We start from the raw sequence: 19672 nt of genomic DNA, 5'->3' as shown, positions 1-19672 counted from the left end.
ATAATATTAAAACATATGATAAATTGCACTAAGAACCATTGCTTCAACTTAATAAGCCTGGTCTTCCTATTTTGTATTATAAGTTTTCAAAACAGTTTTTCCCAGGATACTCCACAATGGATAACAGAAAGTAATAAATATACCGAAAAACTACTGGATGTAATTGCAAAGAATAATCCGGAATCTGCTGCCAGACTGGGAGTTGATGGCCTGGATGACCAAATTTCTGATCTCACAGAAGGGTTTAATGAACGGGCTCTTTTGGACTTAAATAAGGTTGCGGAATATTTTAAAACCCAACTACCTCAAACCAGTGATGAACTCGTTAAGCAAGATCTGCTCATCTTAATAGAAAGTACAGAAAACGAGATTGAAGAAATTCAATTAACTGAAGCCAATTTACTACCCTATTACAATACTACAAGTAGGATATATAGCGGAATCCGTGGTTTATTGGAAGAGCGCATTCCTGCGGAGCGCAGACAGGCGGCCCTGGTACGTTTAAAAAAATATGTGGGTAGTGAAAAAGGCTATGTACCCTTGACAAACCTGGCTCGCGAAGAAATGGAAAGGGAATGGAACAAAAACCGGAATAGAATTGCACCTTATAAGGAAGAAGTAGAACGCGACCTTAAAACAAGTGAAGAGTATATAAAAGAAATTGAAGTCTTATTTAAAAAATACGAGATCAAAGGGTTTGAAAAGGATTATAAAAAGTTGGTTTCCCAATTGGAAAGTTACCACAATTATATCCGGGAGGAGGTTTTACCCAACACCAGAACAGACTTTAAACTTCCTCTGGCTATCTATTCATATAATTTAAAAGAATATGGAGTGGATATGCCTATAGAAGAATTGCAACGTAGAGCAATGGTAGCATTTAAAGAACTGCAGACTCAGTTGCAGGTATTGGGAAAAATTATCGCGGAAAAACATAACTATCCGTCTAACGATTACAGGGATGTTCTTCGCTCTATGAAAAAAGAACAACTGGATAGTGCAAACATTTTAACCGTATACAGACAACAGATCAAAGAGATTGAGGCAATTATAAAAGACCGTCAAATATTGACTCTCCCTGATCGGGAAATGGTAATTCGGTTGGCTTCTCCTGCGGAAAGTGCTGCTGCTCCTGCCCCATTTATGAGTCCGCCTCGTCTTATTGGGAATACCGGTGAATACGGGGAATTTGTATTACCCTTAAAAGCAACCGGGGGTTCTGATGGGACTTCCTTAAAAATTGATGATTTTACACATTTGGCCGCTTCCTGGCCTTTAACTGCTCATGAAGGTCGTCCAGGTCATGAACTACAGTTTACAGCCATGGTGGAAAGAGGTGTTTCTCAGGCACGTGTAATCTTTGCGGCAAATAGTGTGAATATAGAAGGTTGGGCCTTGTATTCAGAAGAGATAATACAACCATTTTTACCCGTTGAAGGGCAATTTATGACTCTTTGGAGCCGATTGGTAAGGTCTGGCCGTGCTTTTCTTGATCCGGGATTGAATTTAGGTACGATTACACCAGAGGATGCCAGATATATATTAAGTCAGGAGATTGTTTTATCTGAAGCATTGGTGCGGTCAGAATTGGAACGGTATCAGTTCAGGGCTCCTGGCCAGGCTACCTCCTATTTCAACGGTTATTTAAGATTGATGGAACTAAGGGCGGAAACCGAGCTGATTTTGGGAGATAAATTTGATCAGCTTGCTTTTCATGATTTTGTTTTAGGACAAGGACTATTGCCTCCCCGGTTAATTAAAAAGGCGGTTTTGGAAGAGTTTATTTCTTCCTATAAATAAAATAATAAATTGATTCTAATGAAGCGTATCTCCTTATTGATAATCCCTATAATTCTATTCGCCTGTTCTCAAAAAAAAGAGTTGATTCCGAAACCTAAATTAAAACCGGCATCTGAATACTTTCCAAAGAAAAAGACTAAAGTATTGGTTGTTGGAACTTTTCACCTGGATTATCCCGGCCTGGATGTTAATAAAACTGCGGATGAAGATAAAATTGATGTTTTAGTAGAGCCCAAAAAGTCAGAGGTTACAGAAGTGGTAGAGTATATAAAAGCATTTAAACCAACAAAAATTGCCATTGAGGCCTTTGAAGACTGGAAGGCTACAGATAAATTAAGAGGTTACAATGAAGGCAGGTATAGGGACGAGAGAGACGAACGCTTTCAGATTGCCATTAGATTGGCTTCTGAACTAAAACTAGACACTTTGTATAGCATTAACGCCACATCCTATGATGAAGATTTGGCAAAGCTTGATTCCATTTATTTTGAGAAACTATTTCGTGATTTCGATTTTCAAAGTGATGATCCCTACAATGCATATTATCGGGAATGGTATAAAGAAGAAGCCAGTAATATTCCAAATATAAATTTACTGGAATATTTTAAACATATGAATTCCAGAGAATCACATCAGTATGGGTTTGGTGTATATTTAGTGGGTGATTTTAAATTAGATCATGGGCGTGGGGCAGATATTTTGTCAATTTGGTGGTATAACAGAAACTTGAGGATTTTTAGAAAATTACAGGAGATAACAGAGAATACAAATGACAGGATTCTAGTGATATTTGGCAATGGTCATGCCGAAATTCTACGACAACTTTTAGAGTCTTCTCCGGAATATGAATTTATTGAATTTGATAATCTCCAATAACTTTTTACAGATTGACAAAGTATCGATTCGTGTTATTTAAAAATGATAAACTGCCGAACTTAAAACCATATATAGATGACAGAACCGATTGTATCTATTCTCTGGCTATATAATCATCTGGAAGATCCCGATGTAATAGTTTTAGATGCCAGCCCAAAAACTGATAAACCTGATTTTGAAAACATCGGTATCAAAGGGGCCAGACATTTCGATCTGAAATATGAATTTAGTGATACGTCCAGTGAACTTCCCAATACCCTTCCAAGTCCTAAACAATTTGAAAATAGCTGTAGAAAATTAGGAATTAATAATTCAAGTAAAATTGTGGTATATGACAATCTTGGGATTTACATAAGCCCCAGGGTTTGGTGGATGTTCAAAGCAATGGGACATCAAAATATAGCTGTACTCAATGGTGGCCTGCCCGAATGGGTAAGTCAGGGCTATGAGACCGTACAGCAAAAAGAAAATAATATTATCCCGGGTAATTTTGAAGCAAAATTTCAGTCCGAAATGGTTAAGGATTATGATTTTGTGTCTTCCAATGTAAGCTTACAAGAGTCTGTATTAATTGATGCGCGTTCAGGAGGCAGATTTGAAGGGATAGCTCCGGAGCCCAGAGAAGGTTTGCCAAGCGGACATATACCGGGCTCCCTTAATTTACCATACACCGATGTCCTGAAGTATGGAAAATTTAAATCCAGGGAAGATCTTTCGGAAATATTCAATAATTTGAAAATTAATGAAAAACCTCTGGTTTTTAGTTGTGGTTCTGGAGTTACGGCTTGTATTATACTACTGGCAAGCGAGTTGGTATTAAAGAATTACAAATCGGTATATGACGGTTCATGGACAGAATGGGCACAAACTAAATATAAATGAAAAAAATAATTCTCTTTTTATTGGGCTTCGTTTACGCCTGCAATCCTGCTCCGGATAAAAAAACAACTGTCAGTGTAACTGAGCAGAGAGCGCCTGCACAAACTTCTTTGATAATACTTGGTAATGTACAGGATGCCGGCTCGCCACATATAGCCTGCAAAAAAGAATGTTGTCAAGCACTTTTCCAAAATCCGGATGACAGCAGAAAAGTAGTTTCTTTGGGTGTAGTTGATCCTGAAAATAACAAGAAATATTTGTTTGATGCAACTCCTGATATGACGGAACAGCTTAAAATATTAAAGAACCACCTCCCAAAAAATATAAATGAGATAGCGGATGGCATTTTCCTGACACATGCCCATATTGGCCATTATACAGGCCTGATGTATCTAGGAACAGAAGCGATGGGTGCTTCCAATATCAATGTGTTTGCAATGCCTGTTATGGATTCCTATTTAAGGAATAACGGACCCTGGAGTCAACTCGTGGGGAATCAGAATATTTCCCTAAAATCTTTGAATAATAAACAAGAGATTTCGCTTACTTCAAATCTAAGTGTTATCCCGTTTCTTGTGCCGCATCGGGATGAATATTCCGAAACTATCGGATACAAGATAATAGGCCCTAATAAAACCGTCCTTTTTATCCCGGATATTGATAAATGGTATAAATGGGAGTCCAATATTGTTGATGAGATAAAACAAGTTGACTATGCCTTTCTCGATGCCGGATTTTTCAGTGAAGCTGAAATAGACAACAGGGATATTTCAGAGATTCCACACCCAACAGTATTGGAGAGTATGGAACTTTTTGATAAATTACCTGCTCAGGAAAAGAATAAAGTTTGGTTTATTCATATGAATCACACAAATCCAATGCTAAATCCAGAAAGTGAACAATCTCAATTAGTGTTATCCAAAGGTTATCATATTGCCAGATTTAAGAATCTATTCGAACTATAAGCAAATTCGGATAACAAAATTTGGAGAAAAGAAAAGCAATTATAACTGGATTTCATGACCGATCGTTTAACCTATTAACAGATAAAATTTCTTCGATAAAGTAAATTAAGATACTTACTTTTTGTAATTTTGCCAGGTCGAAAATTCTCAATAATATTATCATGAAAAAAGATTTTGAAACTAAATTTACAGCTTGGTCATTTATTTTTGCAGCTATTCTGCTATGGGGTGGCTGGGTACTTTCACCGCACCATATAGGCGAGTACATTGTCGCTACAGACTTTACTGCAATTGGTGAGGATTTATGGTATTGGATTTGGATGTTTCGATTTCATATTTTTGGCTGGGTGACCATGGCGATTGCTATGTTTGCACTTGCCTCCATTACAGCCAAAAAACCCTATCGGGTCCTGCTGGTTCCAGGTGCAGGAATGGTGGTTATAGGAACCATGACACTGGCTATAGCATCGGCGTTTTACTATAATTTTGGAGCATGGGGAGTTGGACAGACCATGGGTAAGTCGGCTGCGGAAATTCAACAATTCATGGATAATATCCTTTCTACAAACCAATATGTGACATGTTTTGTGCGGTTTGGACGAATCTTTTCCGGCGTTGGCCTGGTATTACTAGGTTTGGGCTTTGTAAAATGGAAAATTGTCAACCCATTACTGGGATGGTTTACCGCTCTCCTGGGACTCGCGGCAATGGGCATAATCATGGGCATCCCGGACAATTTTGAAATCTACAAACCACTATTTCATGTCAAAGTAATTTGGCTACTAGCTATGGGGGTTATAATTTTACTAAAAGGGGTTAATCTACCGGAAACGAAGTCCTGAGAAATAATTTTCTTATTTTATACGATACGGTTTAAGGCTTCCAGCATTAATTTATTTCCGGGATCTGGTTTTTCGGAAAGAAGTAAAGGCGTAATAATACCTACAGCATCCTTTACCATAGTGAGAGATTGAGTAACTGTTTCCTTTGATTTTTCAGAATTCGTTATTTGCAATTGAGTACCATAACGGGCCATTCCAATAAAATGATTCAGCAATAGTTTTTTGTCTTTGTTCAGTCCGGCAAGGATAGAACAGGTTTCTTCAGCATATTTGTCCCCCCTGCTTACATATTCGAAAAATGCTTTTCTTAAGTCTGGATTATAAACAACCCCATATAGGCCATCTGCCAAAATATTAGTAGTTTGTGTTCCCAGGTGACGTGTTTCATAAAATTTTTGGATGGCTTTTCCTATCTGTCTCTCATTACTGAAATCTGAGATACATGCCAGATTATTACTCAATCTCAGCACATCATTAAAGGCAGCGGTCATTCCCCCGCCTGTTAATGGATGTCTCATATTTAATGCATCACCTAAAAGAACAGCGCCTGCCTTTTTAATAGGGCTAGCCGGAAGTCTGTGGTTAGGAAAAGTCTTGAACTTTCCCTCTTCTACCGCAGCTATAAAAGCTGTACGGGCAGATCGGGGTATCGCGCTTTCAAACTCTTCCAAGAGGTGTTTTTTAAAATCCCTACCCAACCTCGGAGGTTTTTCTCCTTTAAAATCTATTAATACCCTCCAGGATGTAGAAGTAACAGGATATATAACCATCGGCGGATGATCACCCATTACAAGATGTCCATGATTTACAAAGGGCATCTCGCAATTTTTCATTAGAAGTCCAAGAAAATATCCGTTCACTTTATTTATCGGTTTGGAAAGTTTCTCCCTGAATTTAGACAAAGGGCCGTCTGTAACAACAGTGAGATGTGCATAAACGGATTCTTCATCATTCGCCAGCTTTCGTTTATAATTTACGCCAACTATTGTATCCTTTTCGTCAATTAAATGGGTTACAGTTCCTTCAATGACTCTGATATTTCGTTGACTTAGTATATGTTTTCTTATATTTTGTAAAAAAGCACCATTTCTAAAACCATACCCAGAAGGTTCACCGTTTTTACTTGGATAGGGAATAACGTAATCCTGCTCTTCAAAAATTATATCATAACCATAAACAGGCTGAGCATCAATATGGTCTATAAATGAAGTAAAGCCCATCTCGTCAAGTTTCTGTGCTCCTCCAGGTTGTAACAATTCACCTATGATAACATCTCTTTCACTTAGATCCTTCTCAATAACCACAATGTTCTTTCCCGTTTTGGCTAAATTAGCCGCCAAAGTTGCACCGGCAATACCAGCGCCAACAATCAGGACATCAACTTTGTTATCTTCTCCGATATTTGACATAAGTCTTTACTAAATATCCTTATAATTAATTTCCTGTTTGTTTTCCCTGATAATAAAGTTGATTCAAAGAAAACAGTGATTATTATTTATAAGCTTTCACTACAAATGTATTGCATTCAATACAAAACTTAAAAATTTCATTTGATTTTATTCACTCTAAAGCAGGATAAGTATTCATAAAGACAATTATTCAAAACTAAATTGAATTATATTTACAAAGTAATCTGAATCCTGTAACCTACAATTAATTATCCTTGTGCAGAGGCCTGAGATTTATTTACCTTAAATTGAAATTTGTTATCCGATAATGGTCAACCCCAAGCAAAAAATTGAGCAGGCTATCCAAAAGATTTACCGTTGGATGGCTGTAAATCAAACCGAAGAAGGAACCTGGCCTGTTCCATATGACGGTCCCTTTTTTCTTTTGCCTTTATACATTTTTGCCATGAGAATATGCGGGCAGCCTATGACTATGGAAATAAAAACGAAGATGAGCAGGTACATTCTGAGACATCAATTAGCCGATGGTAGTTTTGGAATACATCAGGAATCAAAAGTTGGTACCATTTTTACCAGCGTAATAAATTATGTCGCCTTGCGCTTTTTAGATCATTCTGCATCGGAACCGCAATTAAAAAAAGCATTGAATTGGATACATGAAAAAGGAGGCCCCCTGTATTCAGCAAGTTGGTGCAAATTTATACTGTCATTTCTAAACTTGTATTCTTATAAAGGGGTTGCTCCTGTGCCCCCTGAGTTGTATATATTACCCAGTTGGTTTCCGTTTCATCCGCGTAAAATTTCAGGTTATGTTAGGATTATTTATTTACCCATGTGTTACTTCTATCGTGAACGCCTGGCCATAGAACCAGATGAACTAATACTCCAATTAAGGAAGGAATTGTACCTCCAACCCTATAAGCAAATTAATTTTACCAAACATAGAGGGACATTTGCAGATACCGATAATATCTTCCCGGAAACAAGAATATTTAAAATCTCCATGTGGTGGATTAAAAGAATTGACCCCATTATCCCAAAATATATCAAAAAGAAGGCGCTGGCACTTGTATATGAACACATAGAATATGAGGATGAAAATTCTTCTTTTATAAGGCAAGCCCCTGTAAATGCGGTTTACAACACCCTGGTATACCATTTTAGGGGAGAGAAAGAGAAACTGGAAAAATCCTGGGAAAAACTTCCATTGTACTTATGGGAGAATGAAAATGAAATATTGATGCAGGGCTTTACAAATACCTATACCTGGGATAGTGGATTCTATTTACAGGCTATGGGTAAAGAATGTACTGATCCAATGCTAAAACCTTTAGCCATTAAGACCCGTAAATTCCTATTGGATAACCAGGTGATGAAGGAGTTAAAAAACCCTTTTAAATACCACCGTCTTCCCAGAGCAGGCGGCTGGACTTTTAGCTATCTGGACAATGGTTGGGTAGTATCAGATTGTACCGCTGAGGCCATTAAAGCACTGTTGGAAACCGAAGGCTTAGGTGATGAATTATTATCTGATGAGAGAATAAAAAAAGCAATTGGTTTTATTATGTTACTTCAGGGAGATGACGGCGGATGGACCAGTGTGGACAAAGCCATTGGGAGCCCGAAACTGGAATGGTTTAACGCGGCTAATGTATTTGTTGATATTATGGTTGACCATTCTTATGTAGAATGTACAGCGAGTATAATTCAGTGTTTTGTACAAATAAAACAGAGCAGGCCCCATTTGTTTACCACTGAAATGGAAAACGCTATAGACAGGGCTGTTAAATACCTGTTGAATTCCCAATATGAAGATGGGAGCTGGGAAGCCCTTTGGGGCCTGTGTTTCACCTATGGAATTTGTTTTGTTGTTGAAGGGTTGACCATGTATGGAATGAGTAAGGATCATAAGGCAATACAGAGTGCGTGTACTTATCTATGGTCCAAACAAAAAGAAGATGGTGCTTGGGGAGAGGCACAGGAATCTGCCCTTGCAAGAGAATATATCCAGGCTGATGCCAGTGTAGTTGATCAAACAGCCTGGTGCATACTAGCATTATTAAACGGAGGCTATGCGAAAGACCCCCGGCTATTAAAAGCGTTGAACTGGCTTATTGACCAGCAGCTTGAAGATGGCGACTGGCCGGTGCAGCCAATGAGCGGGTTATTTTATAAAACAACCATGGTGTCCTACAGGAACTACAAGCGCTATTTCTCACTATTGGCATTAAAGAAGTATAGACAAGAACTAAACCCTATAGAGTAAACTTCTTCATTTTTATTGCCTAATTAATCTCAATAATAAAGAAATTACTATCTTATCAGTCATCAAATAAACTCTCTGGAGTTTAAGATAACCAACTTTGAATATAGCACTATGAAATCAGTATTAATAACCGGTACCAGCAAGGGTATTGTTATTTGGGGTTGCAATAGGTGCCGGATTGAATAAGAAAAGAAGTAAGGAGAATTCAAATGAATAATGATTATACATGGATACCAAGTAGACTTATAATATTAGCATTATGAAAAATAACACTTCCAAAACCAACAGAAGAAAATTTATTAAAGGATCCACAATTCTAACAGCAGGGCTGATCTCAACCCCGCTAATAAGTCTTGCCCATAAAAAATCAATTACTAACACAGAAGGGCTTTATATTATCGGGCCCAAAGAGGGATATGCCCCGGAAATCGGCACACTTTTATCTACCATGACCATGATGCGGACATGGTTGGTTTATGGCGTTAAAGATTTGACCGTGGAACAATTAGACTACCAAATTGATGAACAATCTAATTCTATAGGTGCCATGCTGCTTCACCTGGCAGCTACTGAAAAGTATTATCAATTAAACACTTTTGAAGAGTTGGAATGGGGTACCTGGAACGAGGATATAAAAAAGGAGTGGGACGTCCCTATGGGTCTGGGTGAAAAAGGCCGGGCACAGATTAAAGGCAATAAAATAGAATACTACCTTTCCAAATTGGAGGCTGTAAGGGAAAACACCAAACAAGAATTTGCCAAAAGAACCGATGATTGGCTTAACAAGACTGAACCATTTTTCCAGGACCAACCTACTAATAATTATTGTAAATGGTTTCATGTATGCGAACACGAATCAAATCATAACGGACAAATAAAATTCATTAAAAAAAGATTCCCCGTTTAAAAATTAAGTAGCCCGGACAGTAGTATTTGTAAGATTTTAATGGAAATAAGTCTGAAAAAAATAATGAGAGGTAAAGAAGAGGGCGAAGAAGTTTTAAGTTTATAATCATTTAAAGTAATAGGAAAAATGATCAAAGGAATTTATCTTTCACCCTTGTAATAATTAATCCAATTCTTCTTTAAAACTCAAATTATATTAAATGATTATTATCCGAACTGTATTTGTTGCCGTTGTATTTTTTCTCCTGTCTTCCATTTTCTCCGTAATTTATTCCCAGGACTTTTCTTCGCTGGAATATCGCAATGTCGGACCATATAGAGGCGGGCGAGTTACGGCTGTAGCGGGTATTACATCTAAACCTGCTACATTCTTCTTAGGTGCCACGGGTGGAGGTGTCTGGAAAACAGCAGATTACGGCACTTCCTGGTTTAATGTTTCGGATGGCTTTTTTAAGACCCCTTCTATCGGGGCAATTGCTGTTGCCCAAAACGATCCAAATATCATCTATGTTGGAACAGGGTCAGACGGTTTGCGAAGCAACCTGATTGAGGGTAAAGGCATGTATAAATCTATTGATGGTGGTAAAACCTGGGTAGAATCCGGGCTCACAAATGTTGGGCAGATAGGGGCTGTTCGTATACATCCGGTCGATCATAATATAGTATATGTTGCCGCGCTGGGACGAGCTTTTAATTCAAATCCTGAAAGGGGCCTCTACAAAACCACAGATGGGGGTAAAACCTGGAAAAACATTTTGTTCGTTTCGAATAAAACCGGAATTTCCGATATAGAAATGATGCCTTCCAACCCCAATATCCTTTATGCGGCAGCCTGGAAAGCCGAACGCAAGCCCTGGACCATAATTAGTGGAGGTATACCTAAAGAAGGAGGAATCTATAAATCTATTGACGCGGGGAAAAACTGGAATAAAATTGAAAGTGGACTTCCGGCAAAACTTATTGGTAAAATTGACCTTGAAGTTTGTCCGGCAGATTCTAAGCTACTCTATGCATTAATTGAAGCTCCTGATGAAGAAGGCGGTTTATATATTTCAGCTGACCATGGTGAAACCTTCGAACAAGTATCTGACGACAAAAAAATACGTACCAGACCCTTCTATTACACGAACCTAAAAGTAAACCCACAAAACCCTGATGTTATTTATAGTATGGCCACAGACTATATGAAATCAGTTGACAGGGGGAAAAACTGGACATCACTTTCAGTTCCCCACGGCGATAATCACGATATGTGGATCAATCCTGAAAATTCAGACCTTTTTATTCAAAGCAATGATGGTGGCGCAAACGTAACTCATAATGGAGGTAAAAGCTGGTCTACTCAATACAACCAACCTACATCAGAAATTTACCAGGTAGAGGTAGACAACCAATATCCTTACTGGCTTTACGGTGGGCAGCAGGATAATTATTCCACTGTGGCAGTACCCAGTATGGCTCCATATGGAATTCAGGCTGCCGGAATTGGCTATATCATAAATACAGGTGGTTGTGAAACCGGGCCAGCGGTACCTCATCCAACAAATCCGGATATTGTTTATTCCAATTGTAAAGGCCGATTTACGGTTTTTAATAAAAAAACCGGAACCGAAAAATCATTTTACGTAGGAGCCTCAAATATGTACGGGCATAATCCAAAAGACCTGCAATTCAGATTTCAGCGGGTATCCCCTATTATGGTTTCCCCTCATAATCCAAAAGTCATTTATCATACATCACAATATGTACATAAAACTACTGATGAAGGTAAAACCTGGAAAATCATTTCCCCTGATCTCACAGCTTTTGAAGCAGATAAACAAGTGGTATCCGGTAGTCCGATTACCCGAGACATCACAGGTGAAGAATTCTACAGTACTATTTATGCCATTCAGGAATCGTCTTTAGAAGAAGGACTAATTTGGGTTGGTGCTAATGATGGTCCTGTTCATGTAACCCGTAATGGTGGTAAAACCTGGAAAAACGTAACTCCAAAAAACCTCCCGCCTGGTGGCAGAGTAGATGCTGTTGAACCCTCATCGCACAATCCGGCAAAGGCCTATGTTTGCGTTCTTCGATATCAGTTAGGCGATCGGAAGCCTTATATCTATAAAACCGATAATTATGGTGAGTCATGGCAGTTACTTACACCAGGTACCAATGGGATACCAAAAGAATATGCGGTAAGAGTAGTTCGCGAAGACCCTGTAAAGGAAGGTCTTTTATTTGCCGGTACAGAATATGGGCTTTTTGTTTCTTTTAATGATGGAGCAGCATGGAAGGCATTCCAACAAAATCTGCCCATTACACCTATTACCGATCTAAAAATTCATAGAGGAGATCTGATTTTGTCTACCATGGGCCGTGGATTTTGGATTTTAGATGATATAAACCTCCTGAGGCAAGAGAATTTAGTGAATAACCAGAATAATATATTATTCAAACCCAATTCCGCAATTCGATATAGAGCCCCTTCCGGGGCCCGAACAAGTGAGTTCCCAAAGTATCCCAAACCTGGGGTAACCATTGATTACTTCTTAAAAGAAGATTTGAGTTCTCTATTAAAATTGGAAATTTTAAACGAAAGCTTAGAAGTTGTAAATACTTACATTAGCGATACAACCGGAATTTCAAAAGATAGTGTAAAACGTGATATGAGCACCGAATTCCTTAATTATCAGATATCTGATAAATTTAATGCAAAAAAAGGATTCAATCGTTTTAAATGGGATATGACCTCAACCGGGCCATGGAATAAGAAAGTCGAAGACCGTTATATAAATGGTCCTCTGGTAAAACCAGGATTATATATTGCAAAACTCACAATTGATGAGATGATATTATCTAAATCTTTTGAAGTATTTTTGGATCCCAGGGTAACAGCTACAGGAACTTCAGAAAAAATCATACATGAACAGGTAGATTTTCAAATAAAGGTACGCGACTTATTAAATAAGGCATTATTACTTGTAAATAATTTGGAAAAAGAACAGGAAGCTCTGGAGAATAAAGAGAAAATAACTGAAGCGGATAAAACTAAATTATCTAAAATAAAAATAGTCCTTGATGAATTAAGAACCAGGGAAGGAATTTATGAGCAACCCATGTTAACGAGCCAAATCAAATATTTATACAATATGATGAACAAGGCTGATCAGGAGATTGGGAAGGACGCCTTGGACAGGTTTATTGAATTGGAAAACAAGTTCGAGACCATCCAAAAAAGTATGAACTAGTTAATTTTTAATTAGAACTCTATCATAAAACATCTTATATATGAACTTTTTAAAAAAAATAAAAACCTACAATAAACACGGCCGACGAGTGGTAAATGATCCATTTCATAAAAACACCCTTGAAGTAACCAAGTTAGAACTCAAAAAAACGCCCAAAAGAACCGAGGTGATAAATTTTTTAGTATCACTCTTTAAGCGTGAAACCAGTTACTTGGAAATAGGCGTCCGAAATCCGGAGCACAATTATAACCACATAAAAGCCAACACCAAATACAGTGTAGACCCGGGTGTGGAATACAAGGAAAGTTCAATAGATTTTAAAATTACCAGTGATAGTTTCTTTGATAAATTAAATAACGGTGAAATTTTATCCAAGGACATTAAGTTTGATGTTATTTTTATTGATGGTCTGCATCTGGCAGCACAGGTAGATTTGGACATCAAAAATTCATTGGACTACATAAAAGACGATGGTTTTATAGTACTACATGACTGCAACCCCCCAACGGAATGGCACGCAAGGGAGGATTATCAGTACAAGAATTCTCCGGCAAGTGGCTATTGGAATGGTACTACCTGGAAAGCCTTTTTAAAATCGCGTTCCGATTCCGATTTGTATTCCTGCTGTGTTGATACTGATTGGGGAGTTGGTATTTTGTCCAAAAAACATCCTCTTGGCGATAGTATAAAGAATACTAATCCATTTTATGAATACAAGGTTTTGGATGAAAACAGAAAAGAAAGTCTTAATCTGATAAGCTTTGAAAACCTAAAAGAAAAATTAAGTCGTTCTAAAACAGAATAGAGGATTTTTCTTTAAAATTCTAATTCATCTTTTACTTTTTGTCAGATAGCCTCAAAATTCCAGTGGATTCCATTTTTTAGATAGTCCAATGCGATTTCTTAAAAAACCTTATATTAATACTGCTATATGCTCAGGTGGCTATATAAATTAGAGGAAGTTTCTATATTTATAAGATCTCGAATCAGATCATTATCAGCCTGGACCGAAAACGATGACTTTAATACTTATCAACAAGATTTAATTTAGACTAAAACAACCAATATTATGAAACCTTTAAAAAAATTTTACTGTTCATTTCTTGTAGTTATTTTCCCTTTCCTTTTTATAATATTCCTATTTATACAAAGTTGCAGTCCTGATAAAAAAAAGGATCATATAATTGAAATTGTTACAGAAGTTATGGATTTCCAATCGGTTGATACGATTCCTTCAGGCTGGAATACCTTTAATTACATTAATAAATCTAATGAAACTCATTTCTTTTTGTTGGATAAATATCCTGCCGGAAAGACATTAGAGGATGCAGAAAAGGAAGTAATACCGCCCTTTCAAAATGGAATGGACTTAATTAATGAAGGTAATGACGAAGAAGGGTTTGCCGAATTTAATAAGCTGCCTGCCTGGTTTTTTGAGGTTGTTTTTTCCGGGGGATCCGGATTAGTCTCTCCAAAAAATTCAAGCCTTACAACAATAAAATTAGAGCCCGGTTACTACATCATGGAGTGCTACGTGAAGATGGCCAACGGAACATTCCACAATGCCATGGGAATGACTAAAGCACTAATTGTAACCGAAGAAGATAGTGGACACCTCCCTCCAGAGGCCTCAGTTGAAATGACTATTTCAAGTACTGAAGGAATAATTATCAATGACCCTATTGCCAAGGGGTTACAAATTTTCTCCATTCATTTTAAAGATCAGATTACACATGAAAATTTTGTAGGACATGATTTGAATTTGGTTAAATTGAGTGATGATGCAAATCTTGAAGCTCTGGAAAGCTGGATGAACTGGGCAGACCCAAAAGGTCTTATAACACCAGCTCCTGACGGGGTTTCATTTTTAGGTGGTGTAAATGATATGCCCGAAGGTTCCATAGGATATTTCGAAGTAAAGCTCGAGCCTGGAAATTACGTTTTGATTTCTGAGGTCCCAAATGCATCCTCCAAAAAAATGCTTAAGACTTTTTCAGTGGAAGATTAATTTAATAAATATTCTATTAATTCCGATCATACAGGTATTTATATGAAAACTGAATGTAAGTAACAAACGTGGGTTTGGATTATTCTGTTTCCCATGAACAATTAAGAATATGAAGATATTTGTAAAAGAAATTATAAAACTAGAACTCTTACAATTTAAATTTATGAAAAATATCTTTCGGTTAATCTTATTAAATTTTATGGTCCTGACCATCTCAAATGCTCAGGAAAACACTCCCAGTAAAAAACAATCTGTAGATATTCACTCCCTAATTGAGAACTACGCGCAGGCAAGAGAAAAGAAAGATGTTGCTTTACTGGAAAGTATTTTAACAGCAGACGTGGATCAATTGGTTTCTTCCGGGAAATGGAGAAGGGGTAAAAAGGAATCTATGGAAGGGATGTTGCAAAGTTCAATGAGTAATCCGGGCACAAGGACCCTCAAAATTGAAAAAATTCGACTTTTTAATCCACAGTGCGCATTAGTGGATGCCCGTTATGAAATTAAAAATACCCATGGAACAACAAGAAAGATGTGGAGTAGTTTTGTAGTAGTGTTAAGTGAAAACAAATGGAAAATTAGTGCTATCAGGAATATGTTGCCAGCCGGTCAAAAATAGATTTAATAAATGAAAGCCATTGTTTACACTCAATACGGATCCCCAGATGTTTTACAACTTAAAGAGGTCCAAAAACCTGCACCCAAGGAGAATGAAATCCTGGTACGGGTCAGAGCAACCTCTGTAAATAGGACGGACTGTGCCAACCTGAGGGCAAAACCATTTATTATGCGGTTTGCGATGGGTCTGTTTAAACCAAAAAAGATCATTATGGGGACTGAATTTGCTGGTGATGTCGAGAAGGTGGGTGAAGCGGTAACTACATTTAAAGCCGGAGATAAGGTTTTTGGGTTTGACGATAGTGTTTTAAGTTCATATGCTGAATATCTGGTAATTTCAGTAGACAAAGGTGTTTCCACTATTCCCGAAAACTACACCTATCAGCAGGCAGGAGCAGGTATTGAAGGTGCTCATTACGCCTATAACATTATAAATAAGGTGAATCTAAAAAAAGGCCAAAAAGTAATGGTCAATGGGGCCTCCGGAGGTATTGGTTCCGCCACTGTTCAACTACTCAACTATTTTGGGGCCGAAATCACCGGCGTATGCAATACTAAAAATTTAGAATTGGTGAAATCACTGGGGGCAAAGAAAGTCATTGATTATACCATTGAAGATTTTACAAAAGATCAGGGGAAATACGATTATGTTTTTGATACCGTAGGTAAAAGTACTTTTGGTAAATGTAAGTTGCTATTAAAACCGGGTGGCTCTTATATCTCCTCTGAATTGGGCCCTTGGTCTCAAAATATTTTCTATTCCCTAATTTCGGCCATTTTAGGAAGTCTTCCGGGCCAGGAGGGAAAAACCGTAAAATTCCCCTATCCACCAAATATAAAGCGAAGCGTACTCCTGGTAAAAAAACTGATAGAAGAGGGTAAGTTTAAATCTGTAATAGACAGGTCTTATCCTTTCGAAGAAGTTGCTGAAGCGTTCAGATATGTGGAAAAAGGTCAAAAAACAGGAAATGTTTCAATCATTGTAAGTGAGGATTAAAAATAATAATAGCGATATATGGTGACTTCGTTATCTTTAGATAATAATTTTATACAATTGAAAAATTAATTTCATAATTAATCCAACTATAAATATAGCGCCTATGAAACGTATTACGTCTTTCATTAAAACAACCCTGATTGGCGGATTGTTTTTTGTAATCCCTATTGTTTTAGTACTGTTAATTATAGGTAAGATCCTGGAAATTTTTAGAAAATTAGTTACCCCAATTGCCGATATAATCCCGTTGGAAACCATTGGGGGAATTACCTTATCAGGAATAATTGCGTTGCTTGTATTATTACTGCTCTGCTTTATTGCCGGTTTATTTGCCAATACAAAAAAAGCCAATGATTTAAAAAATTGGATTGAAGCAACTATTCTATCAAATATACCTGGTTATACCCTCTTAAAGGGAATGACCGAGTCTGCGATAGGCGTGGATTCTGAGAATTTAAAGGATGTCGTACTCGTAGATATTGAAGAAGTCTGGCAAATTGGTTTTTTAATGGATGAAATTGATGATGAACTAAGTTCCGTTTATATTCCCGGTGCCCCAAACCCAATGTCTGGTGATGTTTTTTTTGTTAAAAATGAACGCCTTAAAAAATTGGACTTACCCGAACTAAGTGCCATGAAAATTTATAAAAAGATGGGGTTAGATGCCAAACAGATTCTTAAAGGTGAAATTAACCATTCATCATTTTGAGTGAAATATATATGGGAAGAGCGATATGTACTTAAGCCATAATAAATTCGTGTTAGACGTTACTATATTTGTTTTTTTTTATTCTCATGTTGTCATTTATTTCTACTTTTATATCAACTTTATTTTCGGAGATAGATTCTCAGAAATTGTTAGACTAATGCGACTACACTTACGATGTTGTTGAATAATAATCAATTAAGTAAAAAATGACTACCTCTATTTTTGATTCCTTACCCATCTATATTATCTACTTAAGTATTTGTGTTTTGATGCTGATCAGTTTTGAAATTGGTTATCAAATCAGCAGACATTTCAAAAGTTTTAAGGAAGAGGTGGAACCCGCCACTCTGACACCTATGATTGGAGGTCTAATAGGAGTACTGGGGTTCTTGTTGGCTTTTACTTTTTCAATTGCCACCGGACAATTTAACCATCGTAAACAATACGTTCTTGAAGAAGCCAACGCAATTGGAACTGCTTACCTCAGGGCAGACATAATTGATACTATTTACCAAAAAGAAGTAAAGCAATTATTAAAGGAATACGTTGACACCCGTCTCCAGGCCGTTAGTAGTACAAATATCAACAACGAACTCATAAAATCAGTTGAGCTGCATTACCTTTTATGGGGTGAAGTATCTGCGGCGGCTTTAGCTCAACCCAATACGAATACAGCAATGATGATTCAATCTATTAATAACATCATTGATTTGCATGAAAAAAGAGTCACTGCAGGTTTGCGGGATCGGATTCCTATGAGCATATGGTTAACGCTCATGGCCATCTCATTCATGACAATGACAACAATTGGTATTAAAGCAGGTTTTACCAAACCAAGGGGTTTGGTTGCTGTAATTCCAATGATATTGGCATTTGCTGCCCTTACTACACTTATTGTAGATCTTAACAGACCTCAAAAAGGATTATTTAAGGTAGGACAACAATCCATGATTTCCGTTCAAAAGAATATGCAAGAAGGCGTCAAATAAACGTGCAGTATTCATCTCCCTTTTTTTTGAATCTTTTTATATCTCTGGCCTATCCCTTTATGACATAAATCATAGTTTCTTTTTTATAGAGATCCTACCTTTTGAAGCTAATTTTAAATTAAAAACTATGGCAGTAAACAAAAATGACAAAAGTTCCTGGGCTATTGGTGGAACTACGCTAATTGGTTTAGGAATTGGCCTTTTCTTTCTTCAAACCTCCCCTATTTGGTTCGTAGCGTGCTTAATAGCCGGCATTGGTTTTGGTTTAGTACTAACGGCAATTTTGTCTTCCAGAAATAACTAGAATTACTTATGCCTGGTTTTCATACAAATAAAGAACACTAAACGCTAACTCTCCCTTTTAAAGCAAAAGACTTTTAGATGATAAAGTTTTTCAGAAATACAAGGAAACAATTATTTACAGAAAACAAGTTTACAAAATACTTGTTCTATGCCATAGGTGAGATCATTTTGGTGGTCATTGGAATTCTGATAGCCTTACAATTCAATAATTGGAATATTGACAGGATAGAGAGGCAAGAAGAAAAAAAGTTATATCGAAATATTCAACGACAGATTGAAGATGACAGAAAGGAGCTTACACACTTTAAAGCAATTAACAACTATTTCTCAGCTACTTACAAACACGCCAACAAAATAATCAGAGCACAAGATTTTACTAAATCAGATTCACTTGCCCTAATTGCTATGGGATTATCTCAATATTCCGATTTTAATAGTAGTGGTAATATTTATGAGACCTTGGTTAACAGTGGAAACCTAAAGCTCCTTAAAAATGATGAGATAACCAGTTCAATTCAGCAATTGGAGACCACTTACATCAATGTCAACAAACTGGAAACCATACATTGGGACATTATTATGAATGAATTAACCCCATTACTTAAAAGTACCGTGAATTATGATGCTTTTAAAGCCGTAAAGCCCGAAAAACTGTATGAAGTGGAAATGCAAAATTTTTTTGTGGAAAGTATTTATCTGACTTCGGCAAAAGACACTGTTTATAGTAAGGCCTTGCGCGAAATAGATGCGATTATTGAACTAATAAATACAGAGCTGGGTACTGTGAGTGATTAAAAATATTGGTCGGCAGTTTAATCAGGTGTTTATTACATTTCCTAAAATTATCCAATTCAATTTTTAATAATTTC

General features: G+C 37.1%; 17 protein-coding genes. 16 read left to right on the top strand and 1 reads right to left on the bottom strand.

Features of this window, described 5'->3' with window-relative positions; translation table 11 throughout:
• The first annotated feature begins 15 nt into the window (after positions 1-15).
• The 5 genes from ABJH90_RS16005 (at position 16) to ABJH90_RS15985 (ending at position 5362) form a co-directional block, all read left to right on the top strand.
• Positions 16-1800: a DUF885 domain-containing protein gene (locus ABJH90_RS16005; protein ID WP_348139864.1), complete on the top strand. Its 1785-nt coding sequence runs from the start codon at positions 16-18 to the stop codon at positions 1798-1800.
• An 18-nt stretch (positions 1801-1818) separates the two neighbouring features.
• Positions 1819-2676, top strand: a complete 858-nt coding sequence (locus ABJH90_RS16000; RefSeq protein ID WP_348139862.1) for a DUF5694 domain-containing protein — start codon at positions 1819-1821, stop codon at positions 2674-2676.
• 75 nt (positions 2677-2751) lie between these two features.
• The gene (locus ABJH90_RS15995; RefSeq protein ID WP_348139860.1) at positions 2752-3558 is read left to right on the top strand and encodes a sulfurtransferase; all 807 of its coding nucleotides are present in this window, start codon (positions 2752-2754) and stop codon (positions 3556-3558) included.
• Positions 3555-4520, top strand: coding sequence for an MBL fold metallo-hydrolase (locus ABJH90_RS15990; protein ID WP_348139858.1), 966 nt, complete (start codon positions 3555-3557; stop codon positions 4518-4520). The genes ABJH90_RS15995 and ABJH90_RS15990 overlap by 4 nt, the downstream gene beginning before the upstream one ends.
• 161 nt (positions 4521-4681) lie before the next feature.
• Positions 4682-5362, top strand: coding sequence for a hypothetical protein (locus ABJH90_RS15985; RefSeq protein WP_348139856.1), 681 nt, complete (start codon positions 4682-4684; stop codon positions 5360-5362).
• Between the two features lie 17 nt (positions 5363-5379).
• On the opposite strand, the gene ABJH90_RS15980 is transcribed toward ABJH90_RS15985, so the two are convergent.
• Positions 5380-6771 carry an FAD-dependent oxidoreductase gene (locus tag ABJH90_RS15980; protein ID WP_348139854.1) on the bottom strand — a complete coding sequence of 464 codons (1392 nt, stop codon included), beginning with the start codon at positions 6769-6771 and terminating at the stop codon, positions 5380-5382.
• Between the two features lie 307 nt (positions 6772-7078).
• On the opposite strand from ABJH90_RS15980, the gene ABJH90_RS15975 reads away from it, so the two are divergent.
• The 11 genes from ABJH90_RS15975 to ABJH90_RS15925 all read left to right on the top strand — a co-directional run bounded on the left by ABJH90_RS15975 (position 7079) and on the right by ABJH90_RS15925 (position 19598).
• Entirely contained in the window at positions 7079-9037 is a 1959-nt protein-coding gene (locus tag ABJH90_RS15975) for a prenyltransferase/squalene oxidase repeat-containing protein (protein ID WP_348139852.1), read from the top strand.
• A gap of 259 nt (positions 9038-9296) precedes the next feature.
• Positions 9297-9944 carry a DinB family protein gene (locus ABJH90_RS15970; protein WP_348139850.1) on the top strand — a complete coding sequence of 216 codons (648 nt, stop codon included), beginning with the start codon at positions 9297-9299 and terminating at the stop codon, positions 9942-9944.
• 199 nt (positions 9945-10143) lie between these two features.
• Positions 10144-13179, top strand: coding sequence for a hypothetical protein (locus tag ABJH90_RS15965; protein WP_348139849.1), 3036 nt, complete (start codon positions 10144-10146; stop codon positions 13177-13179).
• A 40-nt stretch (positions 13180-13219) separates the two neighbouring features.
• Positions 13220-13984: a class I SAM-dependent methyltransferase gene (locus ABJH90_RS15960; protein ID WP_348139847.1), complete on the top strand. Its 765-nt coding sequence runs from the start codon at positions 13220-13222 to the stop codon at positions 13982-13984.
• Between the two features lie 264 nt (positions 13985-14248).
• On the top strand, positions 14249-15187 hold the full coding sequence (locus ABJH90_RS15955) for a hypothetical protein (RefSeq protein ID WP_348139845.1): 939 nt from the start codon (positions 14249-14251) through the stop codon (positions 15185-15187).
• A 163-nt stretch (positions 15188-15350) separates the two neighbouring features.
• Entirely contained in the window at positions 15351-15806 is a 456-nt protein-coding gene (locus tag ABJH90_RS15950; protein WP_348139843.1) for a nuclear transport factor 2 family protein, read from the top strand.
• A 9-nt stretch (positions 15807-15815) separates the two neighbouring features.
• A complete protein-coding gene (locus tag ABJH90_RS15945) occupies positions 15816-16802 on the top strand; it encodes an NAD(P)-dependent alcohol dehydrogenase (protein WP_348139841.1) in 987 nt (328 codons plus the stop codon).
• 103 nt (positions 16803-16905) lie between these two features.
• Positions 16906-17511: a DUF502 domain-containing protein gene (locus ABJH90_RS15940; protein WP_348139839.1), complete on the top strand. Its 606-nt coding sequence runs from the start codon at positions 16906-16908 to the stop codon at positions 17509-17511.
• A gap of 206 nt (positions 17512-17717) precedes the next feature.
• Positions 17718-18500 (top strand): hypothetical protein, encoded by a 783-nt coding sequence (locus tag ABJH90_RS15935; RefSeq protein ID WP_348139837.1) that lies wholly within the window; start codon positions 17718-17720, stop codon positions 18498-18500.
• Positions 18501-18627: 127 nt separating this feature from the next.
• Complete coding sequence (locus ABJH90_RS15930; protein ID WP_348139835.1) at positions 18628-18804, top strand: hypothetical protein; 177 nt, start codon at positions 18628-18630, stop codon at positions 18802-18804.
• Between the two features lie 77 nt (positions 18805-18881).
• Positions 18882-19598: a DUF6090 family protein gene (locus tag ABJH90_RS15925; protein ID WP_348139833.1), complete on the top strand. Its 717-nt coding sequence runs from the start codon at positions 18882-18884 to the stop codon at positions 19596-19598.
• The last annotated feature ends 74 nt before the right edge of the window (positions 19599-19672 follow it).

Source organism: Eudoraea sp. (assembly GCF_039969275.1).
In the GTDB taxonomy this organism is placed as follows: domain Bacteria; phylum Bacteroidota; class Bacteroidia; order Flavobacteriales; family Flavobacteriaceae; genus Eudoraea.
Note: the sequence above shows the minus strand (reverse complement) of the source record. Positions and strands in the feature narration are given on the sequence as shown.